Annotated in this window: 15 protein-coding genes; 7 read left to right on the forward strand and 8 right to left on the reverse strand. The window is 62.6% G+C overall.

Annotation, left to right across the window (positions count from 1 at the left end):
• The first annotated feature begins 257 nt into the window (after positions 1–257).
• The 4 genes from fabF to gmk all read left to right on the forward strand — a co-directional run bounded on the left by fabF (position 258) and on the right by gmk (position 4,845).
• Positions 258–1,523 carry a beta-ketoacyl-ACP synthase II gene (fabF, locus tag CN933_RS08965; protein ID WP_102761408.1) on the forward strand — a complete coding sequence of 422 codons (1,266 nt, stop codon included), beginning with the start codon at positions 258–260 and terminating at the stop codon, positions 1,521–1,523.
• A gap of 324 nt (positions 1,524–1,847) precedes the next feature.
• Entirely contained in the window at positions 1,848–3,047 is a 1,200-nt protein-coding gene (gene mltG, locus CN933_RS08970) for an endolytic transglycosylase MltG (protein ID WP_018094663.1), read from the forward strand.
• Between the two features lie 244 nt (positions 3,048–3,291).
• Positions 3,292–4,182 (forward strand): YicC/YloC family endoribonuclease, encoded by an 891-nt coding sequence (locus CN933_RS08975; RefSeq protein ID WP_018094664.1) that lies wholly within the window; start codon positions 3,292–3,294, stop codon positions 4,180–4,182.
• Between the two features lie 3 nt (positions 4,183–4,185).
• Positions 4,186–4,845, forward strand: coding sequence for a guanylate kinase (gmk, locus tag CN933_RS08980; protein ID WP_018094665.1), 660 nt, complete (start codon positions 4,186–4,188; stop codon positions 4,843–4,845).
• 114 nt (positions 4,846–4,959) lie between these two features.
• Here the strand turns inward: gmk and rsmA are convergent, their stop codons facing one another.
• The 6 genes from rsmA to lptF all read right to left on the reverse strand — a co-directional run bounded on the left by rsmA (position 4,960) and on the right by lptF (position 12,725).
• A complete protein-coding gene (gene rsmA, locus CN933_RS08985) occupies positions 4,960–5,784 on the reverse strand; it encodes a 16S rRNA (adenine(1518)-N(6)/adenine(1519)-N(6))-dimethyltransferase RsmA (protein WP_018094666.1) in 825 nt (274 codons plus the stop codon).
• A complete protein-coding gene (pdxA, locus tag CN933_RS08990) occupies positions 5,784–6,812 on the reverse strand; it encodes a 4-hydroxythreonine-4-phosphate dehydrogenase PdxA (protein ID WP_018094667.1) in 1,029 nt (342 codons plus the stop codon). The genes rsmA and pdxA overlap by 1 nt, the downstream gene beginning before the upstream one ends.
• Positions 6,813–6,821: 9 nt before the next feature.
• Positions 6,822–7,772 carry a SurA N-terminal domain-containing protein gene (locus CN933_RS08995; protein ID WP_018094668.1) on the reverse strand — a complete coding sequence of 317 codons (951 nt, stop codon included), beginning with the start codon at positions 7,770–7,772 and terminating at the stop codon, positions 6,822–6,824.
• A gap of 356 nt (positions 7,773–8,128) precedes the next feature.
• Positions 8,129–10,474 carry an LPS-assembly protein LptD gene (locus tag CN933_RS09000; protein ID WP_018094669.1) on the reverse strand — a complete coding sequence of 782 codons (2,346 nt, stop codon included), beginning with the start codon at positions 10,472–10,474 and terminating at the stop codon, positions 8,129–8,131.
• Positions 10,474–11,556 (reverse strand): LPS export ABC transporter permease LptG, encoded by a 1,083-nt coding sequence (gene lptG / locus CN933_RS09005; protein WP_018094670.1) that lies wholly within the window; start codon positions 11,554–11,556, stop codon positions 10,474–10,476. The genes CN933_RS09000 and lptG overlap by 1 nt, the downstream gene beginning before the upstream one ends.
• Entirely contained in the window at positions 11,553–12,725 is a 1,173-nt protein-coding gene (lptF, locus tag CN933_RS09010) for an LPS export ABC transporter permease LptF (protein ID WP_018094671.1), read from the reverse strand. The genes lptG and lptF overlap by 4 nt, the downstream gene beginning before the upstream one ends.
• A gap of 313 nt (positions 12,726–13,038) precedes the next feature.
• Between lptF and CN933_RS09020 the strand changes: the two genes are divergently transcribed.
• Entirely contained in the window at positions 13,039–14,532 is a 1,494-nt protein-coding gene (locus CN933_RS09020) for a leucyl aminopeptidase (RefSeq protein ID WP_018094673.1), read from the forward strand.
• Positions 14,533–14,551: 19 nt separating this feature from the next.
• Positions 14,552–15,001, forward strand: coding sequence for a DNA polymerase III subunit chi (locus CN933_RS09025; RefSeq protein WP_018094674.1), 450 nt, complete (start codon positions 14,552–14,554; stop codon positions 14,999–15,001).
• Positions 15,002–15,171: 170 nt separating this feature from the next.
• Here the strand turns inward: CN933_RS09025 and CN933_RS09030 are convergent, their stop codons facing one another.
• Entirely contained in the window at positions 15,172–16,098 is a 927-nt protein-coding gene (locus CN933_RS09030) for a Gfo/Idh/MocA family protein (RefSeq protein ID WP_018094675.1), read from the reverse strand.
• A 181-nt stretch (positions 16,099–16,279) separates the two neighbouring features.
• Here CN933_RS09030 and CN933_RS09035 point away from each other — a divergent pair, with 181 nt between their 5' ends.
• Positions 16,280–17,119 carry a GNAT family N-acetyltransferase gene (locus tag CN933_RS09035; protein ID WP_018094676.1) on the forward strand — a complete coding sequence of 280 codons (840 nt, stop codon included), beginning with the start codon at positions 16,280–16,282 and terminating at the stop codon, positions 17,117–17,119.
• 88 nt (positions 17,120–17,207) lie between these two features.
• Here the strand turns inward: CN933_RS09035 and CN933_RS09040 are convergent, their stop codons facing one another.
• Positions 17,208–19,097 (reverse strand): ABC-F family ATP-binding cassette domain-containing protein, encoded by a 1,890-nt coding sequence (locus CN933_RS09040; RefSeq protein WP_018094677.1) that lies wholly within the window; start codon positions 19,095–19,097, stop codon positions 17,208–17,210.
• Positions 19,098–19,214: the final 117 nt, after the last annotated feature.

The following is a 19,214-nucleotide window of genomic DNA, read 5'->3' on the forward strand; positions in this document are numbered from 1 at the left end:
CTGGGGCAGTGGGCTGGCCTGCATTCACTGCGGGTTGCGATCGGTAAAGCGTCCCGCCTTTCCCTCTGGTCGTCACTACTGCATGTCTCCTGATTGGAGTCCGTCCAGGGACAAGAACATGCAAGGAACCATAAGGTCACAGCGACCTTTGCGCGTCTTCACGACGCTGTAACGAGATTTGCAATGCATGCGCGGGTCGCGATCGTCGCGTGGTCCGGTCCGGCGGTTGAATTGAACAGTCAGGGTGGGTCACGGGTATGAGACGTGTCGTTATCACCGGTACCGGCATGGTATCTCCTCTGGGTTGCGGAACCGAAGTCAGCTGGGCGCGTCTTCTGGCCGGCGACAACGCAGCCCGCAAGGTCACCGAGTTCGAGGTCGAGGACCTTCCCGCCAAGATTGCCTGCCGCATTCCCTTCGGCGATGGCAGCAACGGCACGTTCAATGCCGACGACTGGATGGAGCCCAAGGAACAGCGCAAGGTCGATCCCTTCATCGTCTATGCGATGGCCGCTGCCGATATGGCGCTGGCGGATGCCGGCTGGAAACCCGAAAGCGACGAAGACCAGATTTCGACCGGCGTCCTGATCGGCTCCGGCATCGGCGGACTGGAAGGTATCGTCGATGCGGGTTACACCCTGCGCGACAGGGGTCCGCGGCGTATTTCCCCGTTCTTCATTCCCGGCCGGCTGATCAATCTCGCAGCCGGTCAGGTTTCCATCCGCCACAAGCTGCGCGGTCCCAACCATTCCGTCGTGACGGCCTGCTCGACCGGCGCGCATGCGATCGGCGACGCCAGCCGGCTGATCGCGCTCGGGGATGCGGACGTGATGGTTGCCGGTGGTACGGAATCTCCGATCTGTCGGATATCGCTCGCAGGCTTCGCCGCCTGCAAGGCGCTTTCGACCCAGCACAACGACAATCCTGAGAAGGCCTCGCGGCCCTATGACGCCGATCGTGACGGCTTCGTCATGGGCGAGGGTGCGGGCGTCGTCGTTCTGGAAGAACTGGAGCACGCAAAGGCGCGCGGTGCCAAGATCTACGCCGAAGTGATCGGATACGGCCTGTCCGGCGACGCCTTCCACATCACCGCTCCGTCCGAAGACGGCGAAGGCGCTTACCGCTGCATGCAGATGGCGTTGAAGCGCGCGGGCGTCACGGCTGCGGACATCGACTATATCAACGCCCACGGAACATCGACGATGGCCGACACGATCGAGCTCGGCGCGGTCGAACGGCTGGTCGGAGACAGTGCTTCGAGGATCTCCATGTCCTCGACGAAATCGGCCATCGGGCATCTGCTCGGAGCGGCCGGCGCGGTCGAGGCCATCTTCTCGGCGCTCGCAATTCGCGACAATGTCGCCCCGCCGACGCTCAACCTCGACAATCCTTCCGTCGAGACGAAGATCGATCTGGTGCCGCATGTCGCGCGCAAGCGCGAGATCAATGTGGCCCTGTCGAACTCGTTCGGTTTCGGCGGCACCAACGCGTCGCTGATTCTGCGCCGTTACACCGGCCATTGATCCCTCGAGCGGGCGTGTTGCGAAACGGGTTGCCAGGGTAAGCGGAATTCGGGCAGATCTTCCGATCTGCATCGACCCGCGATCCCGCTTTTTGCCGCAATGCTCGCTACAAGCTGTCGCTGGAGTGGCGACGACTCGGGGCCGCCGCCAAGGGCTATGTTCGCGCAAGCCACATCTGGTAATTGTAGGATATTCATCGCAGGGCAGGCCGCTCTTTCACCAGAGCCGCAGAGGCCGCCGTAACATTCACTGGTCGCCGGTCTAATCCGAAATTCGCACCGGCGGCGGTTTGAAAAGGTTGCGAATTTCGGAATCGGGACAATCGTGAGCGACTCAAACGATAACAGCGCGGTGCAATTCGGCCGCAATGAAACCGGGAGCAACGGGCCGATCATTCCGAAGTCGGCCAACGAAGCGCTGCGTCCCGAAAGAGTTCCCCACCCGCCGAAGCGTTCACGCAAGGCGCGCAGCCAAGTCGTCATCTTTCTCAACTTCGTCATGACCGTGGTCGTCTTCGTGGCACTCGCGGCCGCCGGGGCCGTCTATTATGCCATGCACGAATATGAGAAGCCGGGTCCCTTGGAGGCGAACAAGAACTTCATCGTTCGCAGCGGCGCGGGCATCAGCGAGATTGCCAGCAACCTGGAGCGCAACGAGATCATTACCGACAGCCGCGTATTCCGGTTCGTTTCGGAAGCCTATCTGAGCAATGACACGCTCAAGGCCGGCGAGTATGAAATCAAGGCGCATGCATCGATGCAGGAGATCATGGAGCTTCTGAAATCCGGCAAGTCGATCCTCTACTCCGTCTCGCTGCCCGAGGGTTTGACCGTGAAGCAGATGTTCCACAGGCTTGCCGACGATCCGGTTCTTGTCGGCGATCTGCCGGCGGAGCTGCCGCCTGAAGGCTCCCTGAAGCCGGACACCTACAAGTTCACCCGCGGAACCGACCGTAACGAGATCATCAAGCAGATGACCGCTGCCCAGAAGGCGCTGGTGCAGCAGATCTGGGAGAAGCGGGATCCGGATCTTCCCGTGTCGACCATAGAGGAATTCGTAACTCTTGCGTCGATCGTGGAGAAGGAGACCGGCCGCGCGGACGAGCGACCGCGGGTCGCTTCCGTGTTCATCAATCGCCTGGAAAAGGGCATGAGGCTGCAGTCGGATCCGACGATCATCTACGGCATCTTCGGGGGCGAAGGCAAACCCGCCGACCGGGCGATCCTGAGGTCCGACCTCGACAAGCAGACGCCGTACAACACCTATCTCATCAAAGGTCTGCCGCCGACGCCGATCGCAAATCCGGGCCGGGCGGCGCTCGAAGCCGTCGCCAATCCGTCGCGCACGCCCGAACTCTACTTCGTCGCCGACGGCACCGGTGGACACGTCTTTGCGGAGACGCTCGACGAGCACAATGCCAATGTGCGGCGCTGGCGCAAGATCGAGGCGGAGAGGGCAGCGGAGGCGGCGAAGGCCACCGAGGCGGCACAGGATGCCGTCACGCAGACCGGGACCCAGCAATAATACACGTCGCCAAAGCCGCGCAGCGGTTTGGGATAACGACATGCACGAAAGCAAAACCTGAGGCGCGCCGCATGAAATAAATGCGGCGCGCCTCAGCCTCATGTGGACGGGCTCGCCGCCGCGCGGATATTTCTTGCGGAGTTCGGCGCTGTCGCCATAGTGCTTCCCTCAACGACAATGTCGTGCCTCCCTCGGAGGTACAGAAATCGTTGTCACTAACGAATCACTGCCAACGGAGGAAACGATGCCGCTCCAATCGATGACCGGCTTTGCCAGGAGAGAAGGGAGCACCGGACGGTATCGCTGGGCCTGGGAACTCCGTTCGGTCAACGGCAAAGGTCTCGTCGACATGCGGCTTCGCCTGCCGCCGGGACTGGAACGTATCGAACCCGACTGCCGACGTCTCGCCTCGCAATATTTCTCGCGAGGGAACCTGCAGGTCGGCCTTTCGCTGAGCGGTACTGAAGTTTCGGCGGAGGCAGTTCTCAACGAGGAAGCGCTCGCCGCTGTCCTGAAGCTTCGCGAACGATTGGGCGATGTCGTCGATCCGGCGCCGCTCAAACTCGATACGCTGCTTTCCATTCGCGGCATCGTCGACTTCCGCGAGCCGGAGGAGAGCGAGAACGAGCGCGCGGAACGCGACGCGGAGATACTCGCCGGCCTGGAAGGCGCGCTCGCCGATCTGCGGACGATGCGGGAAGACGAGGGCAAGGCGCTCGGGCAGGTGCTGCTCGCCCAGGTGGAGCGCATCGAGAAGCTGACCGCGGTAGTCGAAAACGATCCGTCCCGCAGCCTGCAGGCGATCGCCGACAGGCTGGCGCAGCAGGTTTCGGTGATCATGGCCAACGCGTCCGGCATCGACCGCGAAAGGCTGCATGCGGAGGTCGCGCTGCTTGCGACGAAGGCCGATCTTCGGGAGGAACTCGATCGGCTGAGTTCCCATATCGGCGCTGCCCGCGACCTCCTGACAAAGGGCGGGCCGGTCGGACGCAAGCTCGATTTCCTTGCACAGGAATTTAACCGAGAATCGAATACCATCTGTTCGAAATCGAATGCCGCTGCCGTGTCTGCCGCCGGTATCGAATTGAAGGTCGTGATCGACCAGTTCCGCGAACAGGTTCAGAATCTGGAGTAGGATATGAAACCGGCGACCGTTTCGCCCATCAAGATCGCTCGCCGCGGGCTGATGCTCGTGATTTCATCGCCCTCAGGTGCGGGGAAGTCTACGATCGCGCGCAATCTGCTCGAAGCCGATCCGGACTTGAGCATTTCAGTTAGCGTGACGACGCGTTCGCGGCGGCCGAGCGAGATCGAGGGGCGGCACTATTTTTTCAAGTCGATCCGAGAGTTCGAGGCACTGAGGGCAACGGACTCGCTGCTCGAATGGGCCGAAGTGCACGGCAACTACTACGGCACGCCGCGTGACGCCGTCGAGAAGGCGATGGGCGAAGGGCGAGACATGCTCTTCGACATCGACTGGCAGGGCGCCCAGCAGCTGCAGGAAAAAATGGCGGGCGACGTGGTATCGATCTTCATCCTGCCGCCGTCCATGGCGGAGCTGCAGTCGCGGCTCCATCGGCGCGCCGAGGATAGTGAAGAGGTCATCGCGACGCGGCTGGCCAATTCGCGCGCCGAAATCGAGCACTGGCGCGAATACGACTACATCGTGGTCAACGACGATCTCGACCGGGCCTTCTCCGCCGTCAGGGCGATCGTCGAAGCCGAGCGCCTTCGCCGCGACCGGCGCCCCGGCCTCTTCGAATTCGTCAACGGACTGCTGACGGAAAATCCACTCTGAGCGCGCCGCTTGTCCCTTCGCCCGCCTCGCGGGAAGAGGGGGCCGGCAGGCGTATGAGGGGGAAGACAACCGGCGGCTGCGGGCTCGTTCCTGCGCTGTCGCAAGCGCCCGACTCTACAGACAATTGGCCAGTCGGCAAAATTCTTCCACAGTCAGGGTTTCCGCGCGACGTTGCGGATCGATGCCCGCCTTTGCAAGCAGCGCCTCGCCACCGAGGGGTTTCAGGCTCTGGCGGAGCATCTTGCGCCGTTGGCCGAAGGCTGCCTGGGTGACCTTCTCCAGGACCGCGGGCGAGCAGGGGATCGGAGCTTCGACAGGCTCGAGATGGACGACCGTCGACGTCACTTTGGGCGGCGGTGTGAAGGCCTGCGGCGGCACGTCGAATGCCAGACGCGCCTTTGTGCGCCAGCCGCAGAGGACGCCGAGCCTGCCGTAGTGATCGTCATCGGCGCCGGCGACGATCCTCAGGCCGACCTCGCGCTGGAACATCAGTGTCAGGGATTGCCAGAAGGGCGGCCAGTGCCCTGGCAGCAGCCAATTGACGAGAAGCTGTGTGCCGACGTTGTAGGGTAGATTGGCGATGATGCGCACCGGGCCGTCGGCAAGCGATTCGAAGTCCACCTTCAATGCGTCGCCCTCGATGATGTCGAGCCGCCCCGGATAATGGGCGCCGATCTCGGCGAGTGCCGGCAGGCAGCGCGAATCGCGCTCGATCGCAACGACCTTCTTGGCCCCCAGAGCGAGGATCGCCCGTGTAAGGCCGCCGGGACCCGGACCGACTTCGATCACCGTCGCGTCCTCAAGCGGACCGGCGGTGCGCGCGATCTTCTGGGTAAGGTTGAGATCGAGGAGGAAATTCTGACCGAGCGCCTTCTTCGCGTCGAGACCGTGGCGCTGGATGACGTCGCGTAGCGGCGGCAGACCGTCGAGAGCCGCCATCAGCGCTTCGTCCTGCCGGCGTTGCGGGCAAGTTCTTCTGCAAGCCGCAGTGCCGCAAGAAGGCTTTCCTCGCGCGCGATCCCTTTCCCCGCGAGACTGAAGGCGGTTCCGTGATCCGGAGAGGTTCTGATGAAGGGCAGGCCCAGCGTGACATTGACGCTGTCGTCGAAACCGAGCGCCTTGGCCGGGATCAATGCCTGATCGTGATACATGCAGATGGCGACGTCGTAGCTTTCTCTCGCGCGATCGTGAAACATGGTGTCTGCCGGCAGGGGGCCGACGACGTCCAGCCCCTCGGCGCGCAGCCGATCGATGACGGGGCGGATGACGGCATCGTCCTCGCGGCCGAGCGCGCCGCCTTCGCCCGCATGCGGATTGAGACCGGCAATCGCCAGGCGCGGCGCCGGCAGACCGAAACGGCTCCTGAGGTCGGCCGCGGTGATCGTGCAGGTCTCGTAAATCAAGTCCGGCGTCAGCGCGGCTGGAACGTCCTTGAGCGGAATATGGATCGTGACCGGGACCGCGCGCAGCTTTGGCCCGGCGAGCATCATCACCGGCAGGGCGGCAACGCCCGTTGCACGCGCGGCGAGATCCGCGAGATATTCGGTGTGGCCCGGGAAGCGGAACCCCGCCTCGTAGAGCACTGCCTTGGCAATCGGATTGGTGGCGATGGCGGACGCCTCTCCCGCCAGCACGAGCCGGACGGCGGTGTCGATCGCATCGGTTACGGCGGAAGCATTCGCCGCATCGGGATTACCGGGAACGACGGGGGCAGGGGAGCGGACCGGCCAAACGGGGAGCGCCTGCCGGAAAGCGGCGACGGCCCCGTGACAATCGGTCTCGCATATCGGCACGGTCAGACCCAGGAGCTTGGCACGGGCGGCGAGTACCGCCGGATCGCCCACATAAAGAAACGGCGGTGTCGCCCGATCGGCCCGCTTCGCCCATACGGAGAGGCTGATGTCCGGGCCGATCCCGGCCGGATCGCCCATGGTCAGGGCGACCGGCCCGATGCTCGTCTCGCTCATACCGGCTCGTTACTTGTTGGCGATCTGCGCCTTCGAGCGCAGTTCTTCAAGATATTTGGCGCTGTTCGGGTCTTCCCCCTCGGCCCTCTTCTTACCGAGATCCTCGGCGCGGAAGACGATCTCGGCGGCGGCGTCGTCGTTGACCTGACGCTTCTTGCAGATTGCCAGATATTCGACGCCTTTTTCGGTAACGCGCGTACCCGTCGTCATGCCGTCGCCGGCCTTTTCGACGAGCGGCTTCCAATCTTCGGGCAGCTGCTGTGCCAGAATCCGGCCGAGGCTGCGGATCGAAACGTCGCGATAGTTCGCCGCGAAGGCCTTTGAGGTGTCGCAACCTGGAAACTGCGAGCGCGAGGCATTGGCTTCAGCCTGCCGCTTCGCCGTAATGGCGCCGCGCTTCGATTCGGGAATGACGAAGATGACCTGCTGCAGGAAATATTCCGTCGTGACCGGCTTGTTGCCGCCGCCCTGCATCATGCGCTTGACGAGGTCGCCGCCGGAAAGGCGGCTGGCACTGCCGTAGCGGAAGTTGACGACACGCGGCCAGCTCATCTGGACTGCGATATACTGCTTGAAATGGTCGATGCCGACGCCGGCCTGGTCAAGGATCTTGCCGAGCTGCTCCGGCGAAAGCTTGTTCCCGGCGGCGAAACGCGCGAAGGCGGCATCGACCTCCTCCGTGCTGACGGACTGCTGAACGCGCGCGATCTCGGCGCGCTTCAGTACCTCGTCGACGAGCTGCTGCTTGGCTTCGGCCGCGCCGCCGCTTTGCCGCTGAAGCCGAAGGAAAGCGACCCGCTTGGCTACGTCGCCTGAGGTGATCACGGTGCCGTTGACGACCACCTCGACGGTACTCGCCGCCATTACCGTGGTAGCCGTACCCGCTGCGACACTCAGCGCACCCGCCAGTGCAACCGCCGAAAGCAACCTCACGATCGCGTTTTTCCCGCCCATCATCATTCCCCTGTTCGTTCTGCCTCCCGTTGCCGGCGGCTTCAGTTGCCACACTGCCGACCTTGCTACGGCGAGCTCTGCGCGCTCCGCAAGTCGCGGGGCGTCATAGGTGTCAATGCGAGGGAAATGCATAATACATGCGGCCAAACAATGACAAGACCGCATGATCGATTCACGCCGGAGCGCCGTGCGTCCGAGCGGACGCCGGAAGGACGCTTCAACTTATGGAACCGACGCATCGTCCTTTGCGAAAGTCGATTCCGATCGGGCCGATGCGGCAAGGGCGGAACATGGCCACTTCAGAGCACTTCCAGGAAAAACGTGGAACGGTTTCCATCCGGAAGTGCGCCGTTTCAAACGCTCTAGAAGTAGTCCAGCTCGTCGAACTTGGTGTCGCCGACATAGACGTCACCGAGCGTGCGGAAGCTGATGCGGGCGCCGATCGACCAATCGTTCGCAAGCGAACTGTCGGTGTCCCGCTCCTGCTTGTAGACGATCGAGAACAGCGTGTCCTGGTCGTCATAGGTGATGCCGAGGCCGTTGCGGGAGACGACGCCCGCGTCGATATCGTAGGTCACCGCGCCGAAAACGGACCAATATTCGTGGAACCGGTAGGCGGCAGCGGTCTGGATTTCGTCCTGATCGAACGGTGAGCCATAGGTCGGCTGCGCTTCGATCCGCGTATAGGTGAGAGCGGCCTGCCAGTTCAGCCCGAGATAGCCGACCGTTGCATCGGCCCGGCGCAGCGAGAAGTCGCTTTCGTCCAGCCGTCCGGAGAGGCTCGCCATCAGACCCGACGGGGCATCGATACCCAACATGGCGACATAGTCGGAACTGTCGGTTTCCAGGCCCGAATCCGCCCCGGCTTTGACGAGATCGTCCGTCGCGAAGGAATTCAGGCCACCAAGGTGAAACGACTGGCCGGCTATGGCGCGCAGGCCGAAGCCGCTGTCGAAGCTTCCAGTATAGCGCAGACCGATATTCGCGCGCGTGCCGCCCTCGATGCGATCGTAACCGGAGAATTTGTCGCGATCGAAGAGGTTGGTCGCATCGAAGACGAAACTCTGCGCGTCTTCGTTCGGCAGTCCGCCCGCATATTGCTCGTCCGGACGCGCATATAGCTGCCCGATCGGCTCGAGAACGTGGGTGCTCGTCTCTCCAGCGAAGAGGATCGGATAGCGCGCCTCGAGACCGGCGGTCAACATTCTACGGGTCTCGGCATCGCTGCTGCTGAAGTTGCCGGTATAACCGACCGGGTCATCCACATTCATGCCGAGGGCATCGCCGCGTGCCGCGAGCAGCGGTGTCAGCACAAGTCCGCCGGGCGCAATGAAGGTCCGCTTCCATTCGAGTTCGCCGGTGAGCCTGTGCGAGGTACCCTCGAGGCCGCGGAAGCGCTCGACCCCCAACACGTTTATCCTGTCGAGCCGGTTGCGCTTGATGTTGGTAAGGTTGAAATCGGCGTTGAGTTCGCCGCCCAGGATCGGCTCCGGTGCAGTGTAGGAATAGTCGAGGACCTGCGCGATAGGCTGCTTGTTTTCGTCGAGGCTGTTTGGGTCGGCATCCTGGATGTCGAAATAGAAGGCCCGCAGGTCGAAATAATTGCGTTTTCCAAGGCCCGTGAGATAGGCCTGGTTCACATAGGTCGTGCCGTCGAAGGTCGACAGATCGTAGGTCTTGGCGAAGTTGTTGTCCGACTGGACGAGGACGTTCCAGCCGAAGCTCCAGCGCGGATTGATCTCGAACTTGCCCCGCGAAGCGATCATGCCGCGATTGGTTTCCAGCGCGTCCACGGTTCCCGGTGTGAATTGCTCCCTGTCCAGCTGGCTGATGCCGGCGACGTTCAGCGTATGCAGGCCGTTGTGGAACTGCTGCCGGAACTCACCTTCAAGGAGAAAACCCTGGCGGGTCAGCCCGGTGCCGGTGATCGTCGCGTCCATGTAGGGCGAGATCGCCCAGTAGTAGGGCACTCCTACGCCGGCGCCGAGCTTTTGCGTGTAGCGGAACTGCGGGAACAGGAAGCCACTCTTGCGCTTGACCGTATGGTCCGGGATTTCCATCACCGGAATGTAGGCGATCGGCTTGCCGAAGAGCTCGAAATAGGCGTGCTCGAGCCGAATGGTACGGGTGCGTCCGTTCTGAATGATTCGCTGGGCCTTGATGTGCCACAGAGAGCGATGTTCCGGCTTGGTGTTGCACGGCGTGCATGCGGTGTAGACAGCCTTGTTGAGGATGAATTCCTCGCCATTGCGTCTCTCGCCGGTTTCCGCCGCCAGGCGCGTCAGATCCGTCGTTTCGATCCTGAGGGCCTGGACGAAGCCGTTGCCGAAGTCGTCGGTGACGTCCATTCTGTCGGCATAAACGATGTTGCCGCCCGGCTCGATGAGCTGGATGTCGCCGGTCGCGAGGATGCGGCCGGATTTCTGGTCGTAATCGACCTGCCGGGCCACCATCTTGTAGCCGCCGTATTCGATCTGCACATTGCCGCGTACGGTCACCTTTTCCGTGTCGCGATTGTAGACGAGCTCATTGGCGGTCAGCAGCAGCTTGGCGTCGGCAGGAATATTCGGCTGCAGTTCGTCGATTCGCGTCCCTGCGTCCTGCGCCTTGGCTGGCGCATTCATTCCGATGGCAAGCATATGCAGCGCCACGCCTGCAAGCAGGGCAGCGTTGGTAAGCTTCATGCGTTTGCGGTTGCCTGCCGCCACTAGCCATCCTCCTGATGCAGTAGAATCGTCGAGCCCAGCGCCATTGCTACAACAACCGGCAGCCAGGCTGCAACGAACGGAGGCACAATGCCGCTGCTCCCGAATGCTTTGACAAGCACGGTGACGACATAAAGCACGAAGCCCGACAGGATTCCACCGAGAATCACCGATCGAGATTGGTTGAACCGGCTAAATTTTAACGAGACGCAGGCGGCGATCAGCGTCATGGCGACGAGCAGCAGCGGCAGCGACATGAGAGAGTGAAATTGCGTTTCCAGGCCGTTGGTGGAAAAGCCGAAGGACCGCGCCACTTCGATTTTCCGCGGAAGGTCAAAAAACTGAATGGAATCAGCCTTCGCCAGACGTTCCTGGACGAAATCCGGCTTCAGATTGGTGCGGAGCTGTGCCGTTTCCATACGACGCGGCAGGCGCCCGACCTCCGTCTCGACGACGCCGTTAAGAAGCCAGTAACCATCTTCGAGTTTCGCCGACTTCGCATCCTGCCGGAGCGTGATTGCGCCCTGTGGATCGAAGTGGATAACGGTCACGTTGATCAGCTCGGTGCCGCCGTTCTGGACGGAGCGTGCGCCGATGATCGTGTCGGTGCCGTCGTAGATCTGCCGGAGCCAGGGAATCGAGTTCGCGGCGGCCGAACGGGTGGAGCCCCACTCCGCCTCCAGCGCTTCCGCCTTCTTGGTTCCCCAGGCGGCAAGCGGGTTGATCACGACCACTGCAAGCACGCCGAAGAGCAGGGCGCCGACGACGAACGGACGCAGGAATTGCCAGACCGAAATGCCCGCCGCCCGGGTTACGACGAGTTCATAGCGCCGGTTAAGGGAGATCAACGCAGCCATCGCCGCGAAAAGCGCGACGAAGGGCACCGTTTGCTGCAGAATCGTCGGAATGCGGAACGCAGTCATCAGCAGCGCGCCCGATACCGTGTAATGTGGCAGGTTCGACATGCGGCTGGTCAGTTCGCTGAAGTCGATGATGAAGATCAGCGCGAAAATGCCGACGAGGAACCAAAACGTGGTGCGTGCATAACGTTTGAAGAAATAGCGTCCGAGCGTGTTGAAAATCATGAGGGCTGCTCCCCGTCGGCGCCCGCCGGCCGCACGAGCCGTAGCCTGACCATGAGGTCCGTGAGCTTTTCCTGCCAGGTCATGGGGATGTCGAGGCGCCGGTTGCTGGCAAGCTGCTGTATGGCAAGCGCTCCCGTCACCAGCGGGATCAGATACATGAGCGGCACGAACCATACCGAATCTTCGGCGCTGTTGGCCGCGTAGAACGTCATCCACCGGATGACCAGAGCCGCTCCAAGGGCGCTGACCATCGGGTGCACGCGTGCTTCGCGATGCGACCGGGCATCGCTGCTGACGACCAGTGCAATGAGGCCGAAGAGCAGCGGAAAGGTCCATTCGGTGAAGCGCCGGTGCAGCTCCGCCGCAAAGGCGCGCGGAGCTCTCTTGTAGGCTTCGTCGTCGGGATCGGGGTCAAGCAGATAGAAGAGATCGCGGTCCTTGGCGCGGATATTGGCCTCTCCCGCCATCCTGGTCAGGTCGGTCAGATCGAAGGCGTAGGAGTCGAACTTGATGATGGAAACGTCGCCGTCCGGCAGTTTGCGGTGGACCTCTCCGTCCTTCATCACCAGCGCGGAGCGTTCCTCGTCGACGGCTCCTTCGCGCGCATAGTAGACGAGTTCGAAATTCGGATCGCGCGCATCGGCGACGAAGATGCCCTGCAGCACGCCGCCGCTGCGGCGGGCGCCGACCTGAACGTAAAGCCCGTCGGCAATCTTGCGGAATGCGTTCTCCTGGACGACGGAGGCAAGCAGATCCGCATGGGCCGTCGCGATCATCTTGCGTACCGCAACGCGCGAATAAGGCTCGACGAAATTGTCGATGGCGAAGGAGAGGACGCTCAGTCCTGCCGCGAGAAACATCACCGGCCGGATGATGGACATGCGCGAACTGCCGGCGGCACTGAGCACCGTAAGCTCTGAATCGGTGTTCATCGCGCTCAGCGTCTGCGTCACGCCGATCACCAAGGCAAAGGGCAGGATGATCGGCACGACCGACGGCAGAATCAGCGTCGCGAGCTTCAGGAAAGCGATGATCGACTGACCGCTGTCGGTAACGAGGTTGACATTGGTGAGCGCCTGCGTGGTCCACACGATGCCCATCAACGGCAGGAGCGTCGCCAGGAACATGATCGTGGCGCGCCGGAATATGTAGCGTTCGATGAGCTTCATAGCCGTATCCGGTCCAAGGTCCTGCTCAATTTCGTATGCCGTTCGGTTGCGGACGAGCGCGCAATTTCTTGCCGGCCGAGGTGGCCGTCTTCGTCCCCGTGCCGCGAATCGGAATATGCGACAACAGGGAAAATATAAGCCGAAGAATTTCGGTTAACCGCATGTAAACATGTGCGAGCATCTTGCCAAGCGCCTGAAAAGCGAGAAGGGTGCGGCCCACAGCTTCGATCACCGCCGACGTCGCGAATGTCGGTCACTGTAGCCGTCCGGTAACAGGCCGGGCGCCACCGTCAGAAAGTGCCTGGAGTCCTGCATGCCGATGAAATTCGAGTTTTCTTTCAGCAAATCCCACCGCCCGGCCGGCGGCGTCGCGATACTCCTGCAGGTTGCGGGAGCCAAGGAAGCGGCCGGGGCGGCTGTCGTCGATCCGGAGGGCGTCCTGCCGAAGGCGGCGAAGATCGGGAAGTTCACGGGCAAGGCGCTCTCGACTCTCGACGTCATTGCGCCGCACGGCTCGCCGGCCGATCGGATTGTCCTGCTCGGCCTCGGGGACGCGGGCGGCGTCGGCGATCACGACTGGCTGAAGGCCGGTGGCGCCGCGGCTGCGAAATCGCGGTCTGCCGAAAAGATCACGGTTTTCCTCGATGCGCCGGGGCTCGAAGTCACCGGCAAGGCAGCTGCGGATTTCGCCCTTGGCATGGAAATGAATGCCTACGGCTTCGAGAGCTACAAGACCCGGAAATCGGATGACGAGCCGAAGGCGGCGCAGAAACCGGTCAAGGTCACCATCGTCACCGGCACGGTGATCGCAGCGAAAAAGGCCTTTATGACGGCGCAGGCGGTCGGTGAAGGCGTGTTTCTGGCGCGCGATCTCGTCAACGAGCCCGCCAACGTGCTGGGCCCCGTCGAGTTCGCGGCGCGCGCGAAGGAACTGGAAAAACTCGGCGTGGATGTCGAGATCCTGACCGAGCGGGAGATGAAGAAGCTCGGCATGGGCGCACTCCTCGGCGTGGCGCAAGGCTCGTCCCGTCCGCCGCGGCTGGTGGTCATGCAGTGGAAGGGCGGAAAGGCCAAGGAAAGGCCGGTCGCCTTCATCGGCAAGGGGGTCGTCTTCGACACCGGCGGCATTTCGATCAAGCCCGCTTCCGGCATGGAGGAAATGAAGGGCGATATGGGCGGAGCGGCGGCAGTGACCGGCCTCATGCATGTCCTTGCCGCGCGCAAGGCAGCCGTCAATGCCATAGGTATCATCGGGCTCGTGGAGAACATGCCGGACGGAAGTGCCCAGCGGCCGGGCGACATCGTGACGTCCATGTCCGGGCAGACGATCGAGGTGATCAACACCGACGCCGAAGGCAGGCTCGTCCTCGGCGATGCCCTCTGGTACTGCAATGATCGCTTCAAGCCGCAGCTGATGATCGATCTGGCAACGCTGACCGGCGCGATCATGGTAGCGCTCAGCAATCATTACGCGGGGCTGTTTTCGAACGACGACCGGCTGGCAGAGCAGTTGCTCGCCGCCGGTTTGGCGACGCAGGAACGACTGTGGCGGATGCCGCTCGGCAAGGAATACGACAAGATGATCGACAGCAAGTTCGCCGATATGAAGAACACCGGCGGCCGGCACGGCGGCTCTGTCACCGCGGCGCAGTTCCTGAAACGCTTCGTCAAGGACACCCCCTGGGCGCATCTCGACATCGCCGGCACCGCCATGGGCTCGCCGACCGACGAGATCAATCAGTCATGGGGCTCGGGCTTCGGCGTTCGTCTCCTCGACCAGTTGGTGCGCGCGAACTACGAATCGTGACCGTTGGCCCGAGATCGGAATGACCGAGATCCTTTTTTACCACCTGACGGAATCGAAGCTCGAAGACGCCCTGCCTCCGCTGCTCGACAAGAGCATCGAGCGCGGCTGGCGGGTGGTCGTGCAGACGATCGGCGCCGAAAGGCGTGATGCGCTGGATACGCATCTATGGGTCTATCGGGACGACAGCTTCCTGCCGCACGGGACGGACGCCGGCGATTTCGCGGCGGAGCAACCGATTCTCGTCGTCGCCGATGAAGGCAACCGGAATGCCGCGACTGTGCGCTTTGTCGTCGACGGCGCCGAGCCGCCGCCGGTTTCGGAATATGAGCGGGTTGTTTTCATGTTCGACGGCTACGACCAGCAGCAGCTCGAGGCGGCGCGCGATCAGTGGAAGCGGCTAAAGGGCGAGGGGCACAATCTCACCTACTGGCAGCAGAACCGTGACGGAAGATGGGAAAAGAAGGCGTGATCGACGCGAATCAGGCCGGAACCGGTTGCCCCGCATCCGGCCTGCCTTCCACCTTCTCCCCGCAGGCGGTGCGAAAGAGACTCGCGGCAGCGTCGTACTCGTCCCCTCGGGTTTAACCGGGGAGAGGGGCATCAGCGGCGGCGACAGCAGCATGTCCGCACACGCCACACTTAGTCGTGGAATGCCTCGACGAATTTGCGGCGGCCGAGCATGAAGGCGTCGGCCACGTGCCGGAGCGGCGCCAGGTCGACATCCGATCTGCCGGCTTTGATGATCTCGGCGAAACGCCGATAGAGCATGGGGTACTCCTGCTCGGGCTCCTCGTGGACGATCTTGCCGTCGATCGCGAGTTTGGCGCCGCCCTCGGAGAGGACCATTTCGCCCGCATCGGATTCAGCGACGATGTCCCAGCTCTGCTTGCCTGTCTGGCGCCAATCGAACTCGGCAGCGACATCGAGCTTTTCGGCATCGCTGAAGGCGATCGTGGCGGCGATCGGCGCGTCGCGGTTTTCGGGAAATTCGAGCGTCGCGGAGGTGATGAAGACCGGCCGGGGCAGGATGTGGGTCATGATCGAGAGCGCATTGATGCCGGGGTCGAAGACGCCCAGACCGCCGGCTGCCCAGATCCACTCCTGATTCGGATGCCAGTGGCGAACATCTTCCTTCCAGATGATCCGGACGTTGCGGATCGCGGTCGACGCCAGAAACGTCTTTGCCGCCTCCACCGCCGGCGCATAGCGCGAGTGCCAGCTCGCGAAAAGCGAAACGCCTTTCTCGTCCGCCAGCGCCTCCAGGTCCGCGACCTCGCTCAAAGTCGCGCCCGGCGGCTTTTCGAGGAAGACATGCTTGCCGGCGGCAAGTGCGGTACGCGCCGCCTCGTAGCGGTATTGCGGCGGCATGCAAAGCGAAACCGCCTCGACCCCCGGCACGGCCTCGAGCATGGCCTCGATCGACTTGAAATTGTCGATGCCGTCCACCGTTCCATGGCGGCTCGCGGCTGCGATCAGGCGGTAGTCCGCGTTCTTCGCAAGCGCCGGCAGATGTTGATCGCGCACGATCTTGCCGACGCCAACGATGGCAATGTTGATTGGGGACATGGTGTTTTCCGCCCTGATTAGTATGATTTATTCCGCACCCTTTTAGCAGATTGGGAAATGCCGACAAGCCGGCATCCAGTTGCAAAAATTAGCCTAGCCGCTTGGGTGGACAAGATGGAACCCAAATCTATCTTGTCCGTCTTCTTGCCTCTCGAGGGGGTCTCCGAAGTCAGGATTTCAGATGCCACATATTCGTCTTGCGACACGGGCCGAGCTCGACACGATCATCGACTGGGCCGCCAGGGAGGGATGGAATCCCGGTACTGACGACGGCAATGCTTTCTGGGCCGCCGATCCAGAAGGCTACTGGGTCGCGGTCGAGGAAGAGCGGCTTGCCGCTGCCATTTCGCTCGTGCGCTATGGCAGCGGTTACGCGTTTCTCGGCTTTTTCATCGCCGACGAGGCGTATCGGGGCAGGGGCATCGGCCTCGATCTCTGGAAGTGGGCGATTGCAAGGGCCGAGGGGCGGACCATCGGCCTCGACGGGGTCGTGGGCCAGCAGGGAAACTATCGGAAATCGGGTTTCGGCTGGGCGCACGCGAACATACGCTACGGCGGCGTGGTGAACGTGACCGAGCCGCCCGGCACCGAGCTTGTCGACGTGGCGCCGGTGCATTCGGCGACGCTGATCGATTATGACATGAGGTTCAATCCAACGCGGCGCGAGGCGTTTCTGCGCGAATGGACCAAGCAGTTGCAGACGCGCAGAAGCGTGGTCCTGCTGCGAGACGGCGCAATCACCGGGTACGGAACGATCCGCAAGTGCCGCGAAGGCTACAAGATCGGTCCGCTGCTCGCCGACAGCGAGACCGGTGCGGATCTCCTGTTTCGCAAGCTCGCAACCGGCACCGGCGGGGAACGGATCTATTTGGACGTTCCCGAGCCGAATGCGTCCGCCCGAGCACTTTGCACGCGCTACAACATGAAGCCGGTTTTCGAGACCGCCCGCATGTATCGCGGACCGGCACCGGATCTGCCGCTTGCACGGATTTACGGGATCACGACCTTCGAGCTCGGTTAGAGCGGGATGAGGAAAACTGTGCCATTTCCGCCGATATCTTTAGGTCGACCCGACCTAAAAACATCGTGATCGAGAGCAGCCGGGCTGATTATCCCGCCATCGCTTCCTCGTATTCCGCCGACAGCTCCAGCCATTGCTCTTCCGCAGCAGCAAGTTTCTCGACGGCATCGGCGCGCTCCTTGGCGCGCTGAGCCGCTTTTGCCGGGGCCTTCTCGTAAAGCGCGGGATCTGCAAGCTCCGTATCAAGGGCCTGAATCACTTTCTCCAGTTTGGCCGTCAAGGACTCGATCTCATTGATCTTTTTCCTGAGCGGTGCCAGTGAGGCTCGCCTGTCCGCATTGGCCTTTCGCTGGTCTGCCTTGGAGAGCGCCTCATCCGATCCGTTCACCCTGGGCTTGTCGTCCCTGGGCTTCGGCCCGCCGACGATCAGCCCGCGATAGTCCTCGAGGTCGCCGTCGTAGTTCGTGACGGTTCCTTCGCGCACCAGCCACAGCCGGTCGGCCGTCGCTTCGATCAGGTGACGATCATGCGAAATGAGGATGACCGCGCCGGAGAAGTCGTTGAGGGCGGCGATCAGTGCATTGCGGCTGTCGATGTCGAGATGGTTGGTGGGCTCGTCAAGGATAAGCAGACTTGGCGCCTCGAAGGCGGCAAGGCCCATAAGAAGCCGCGCCTTTTCGCCACCGGAGAGATCCTTGGCCGCGGTGTCCATCTTCTCGGTTGCAAGTCCCATCTGCGCCACGCGGGAGCGCACCTTCGCTTCCGGCGCTTCCGGCATGCGGCGGCGGACGTGCTCCACGGCACTCTGCGTCGGCACGAGGTCGTCGAGCTGGTGCTGGGCGAAGAAGCCCACCTTCAGCCCCGGGGCGATCCGCACCTCGCCGCTTTGCGCCGGGAGGCGCCCGGCGATGAACTTCGCAAAAGTGGACTTGCCGTTGCCGTTGGACCCGAGAAGCGCGATCCGGTCGTCCGCATCGATGCGCAGATTGAGCCTCTTCAGGATAGGCTTGCCCGGTTCGTAGCCGACCGCGCCGCCCTGGATGGCGACGATGGGCGAGGCCACCTGCTTCTCCGGGTCCGGAAAGGTGAAGCCCTGGACATGGTCTTCGATCACGGCTGCAACGGTGCCCATCCGCTCCAATGCCTTGATGCGGCTCTGGGCCTGACGGGCCTTGGAAGCCTTGGCCTTGAAGCGATCGATGAAGCTCTGCAGATGCTTGCGGGCCGCCTCGTTCTTGGCTTTCGCCTTCATCTGCAGTTCGTCCGCTTCCGCCTTCTGCCGCTCGAACTGATCGTAGGAGCCGCGGTAGAAGGTGAGCTTCTTCTGATCGAGGTGAACGATCGCGTTCACCGCGGTGTTCAGGAGGTCGCGATCGTGGCTGATGATGATCACCGTGTGCGGATAACGGCGAATATAGTCCTCGAGCCACAGCGTTCCTTCGAGGTCGAGATAGTTGGTCGGCTCGTCGAGGAGCAGCAGATCGGGCTCCGAAAAAAGGACCGCGGCAAGCGCCACGCGCATGCGCCAGCCACCGGAAAAGGAGGAGGCGGGGCGTTTCTGCGCCTCGTGGTCGAAGCCGAGACCGGCGAGAATGCTTGCCGCGCGCGCTTCCGCCGAATGGGCGCCGATGTCGGCGAGCCGCGTCTGGATCTCGGCGATCCTGTGCGGGTCGATCGCCGTCTCCGACTCCGCGATGAGCGCGGTGCGTTCCCTGTCGGCGTTGAGCACGATTTCGATCAGAGGCTCTTCCGTCCCCGGCGCTTCCTGTGCGACCTGCCCGATCCGCGCGTTCTTCGGCAAGAAAACACCGCCGGCTTCCGCCGCAAGCTCGCCGGTGATGACCCGAAACAGTGTGGACTTGCCGGCGCCGTTGCGCCCGACGAGCCCGGCCTTCGTGCCCGCCGGGAGCGTCACGGAAGCGTTGTCGATAAGCAGACGGCCCGCAATGCGGGCGGAGAGGCCGGATATCTGGATCATCCGGGCCTTTTGCCCGGACTTTTTCGGGAAGGCAAGAGGCTCGCGCCACTGCTCTCGCGATCGCTCGAATAAGGATGCCGAAGGCATTTTCAAGTAAGGATTGTTATGGATTCATGG

This window comes from Sinorhizobium sp. M4_45 (assembly GCF_002885915.1).
GTDB classification, from domain to species: domain Bacteria; phylum Pseudomonadota; class Alphaproteobacteria; order Rhizobiales; family Rhizobiaceae; genus Sinorhizobium; species Sinorhizobium meliloti_A.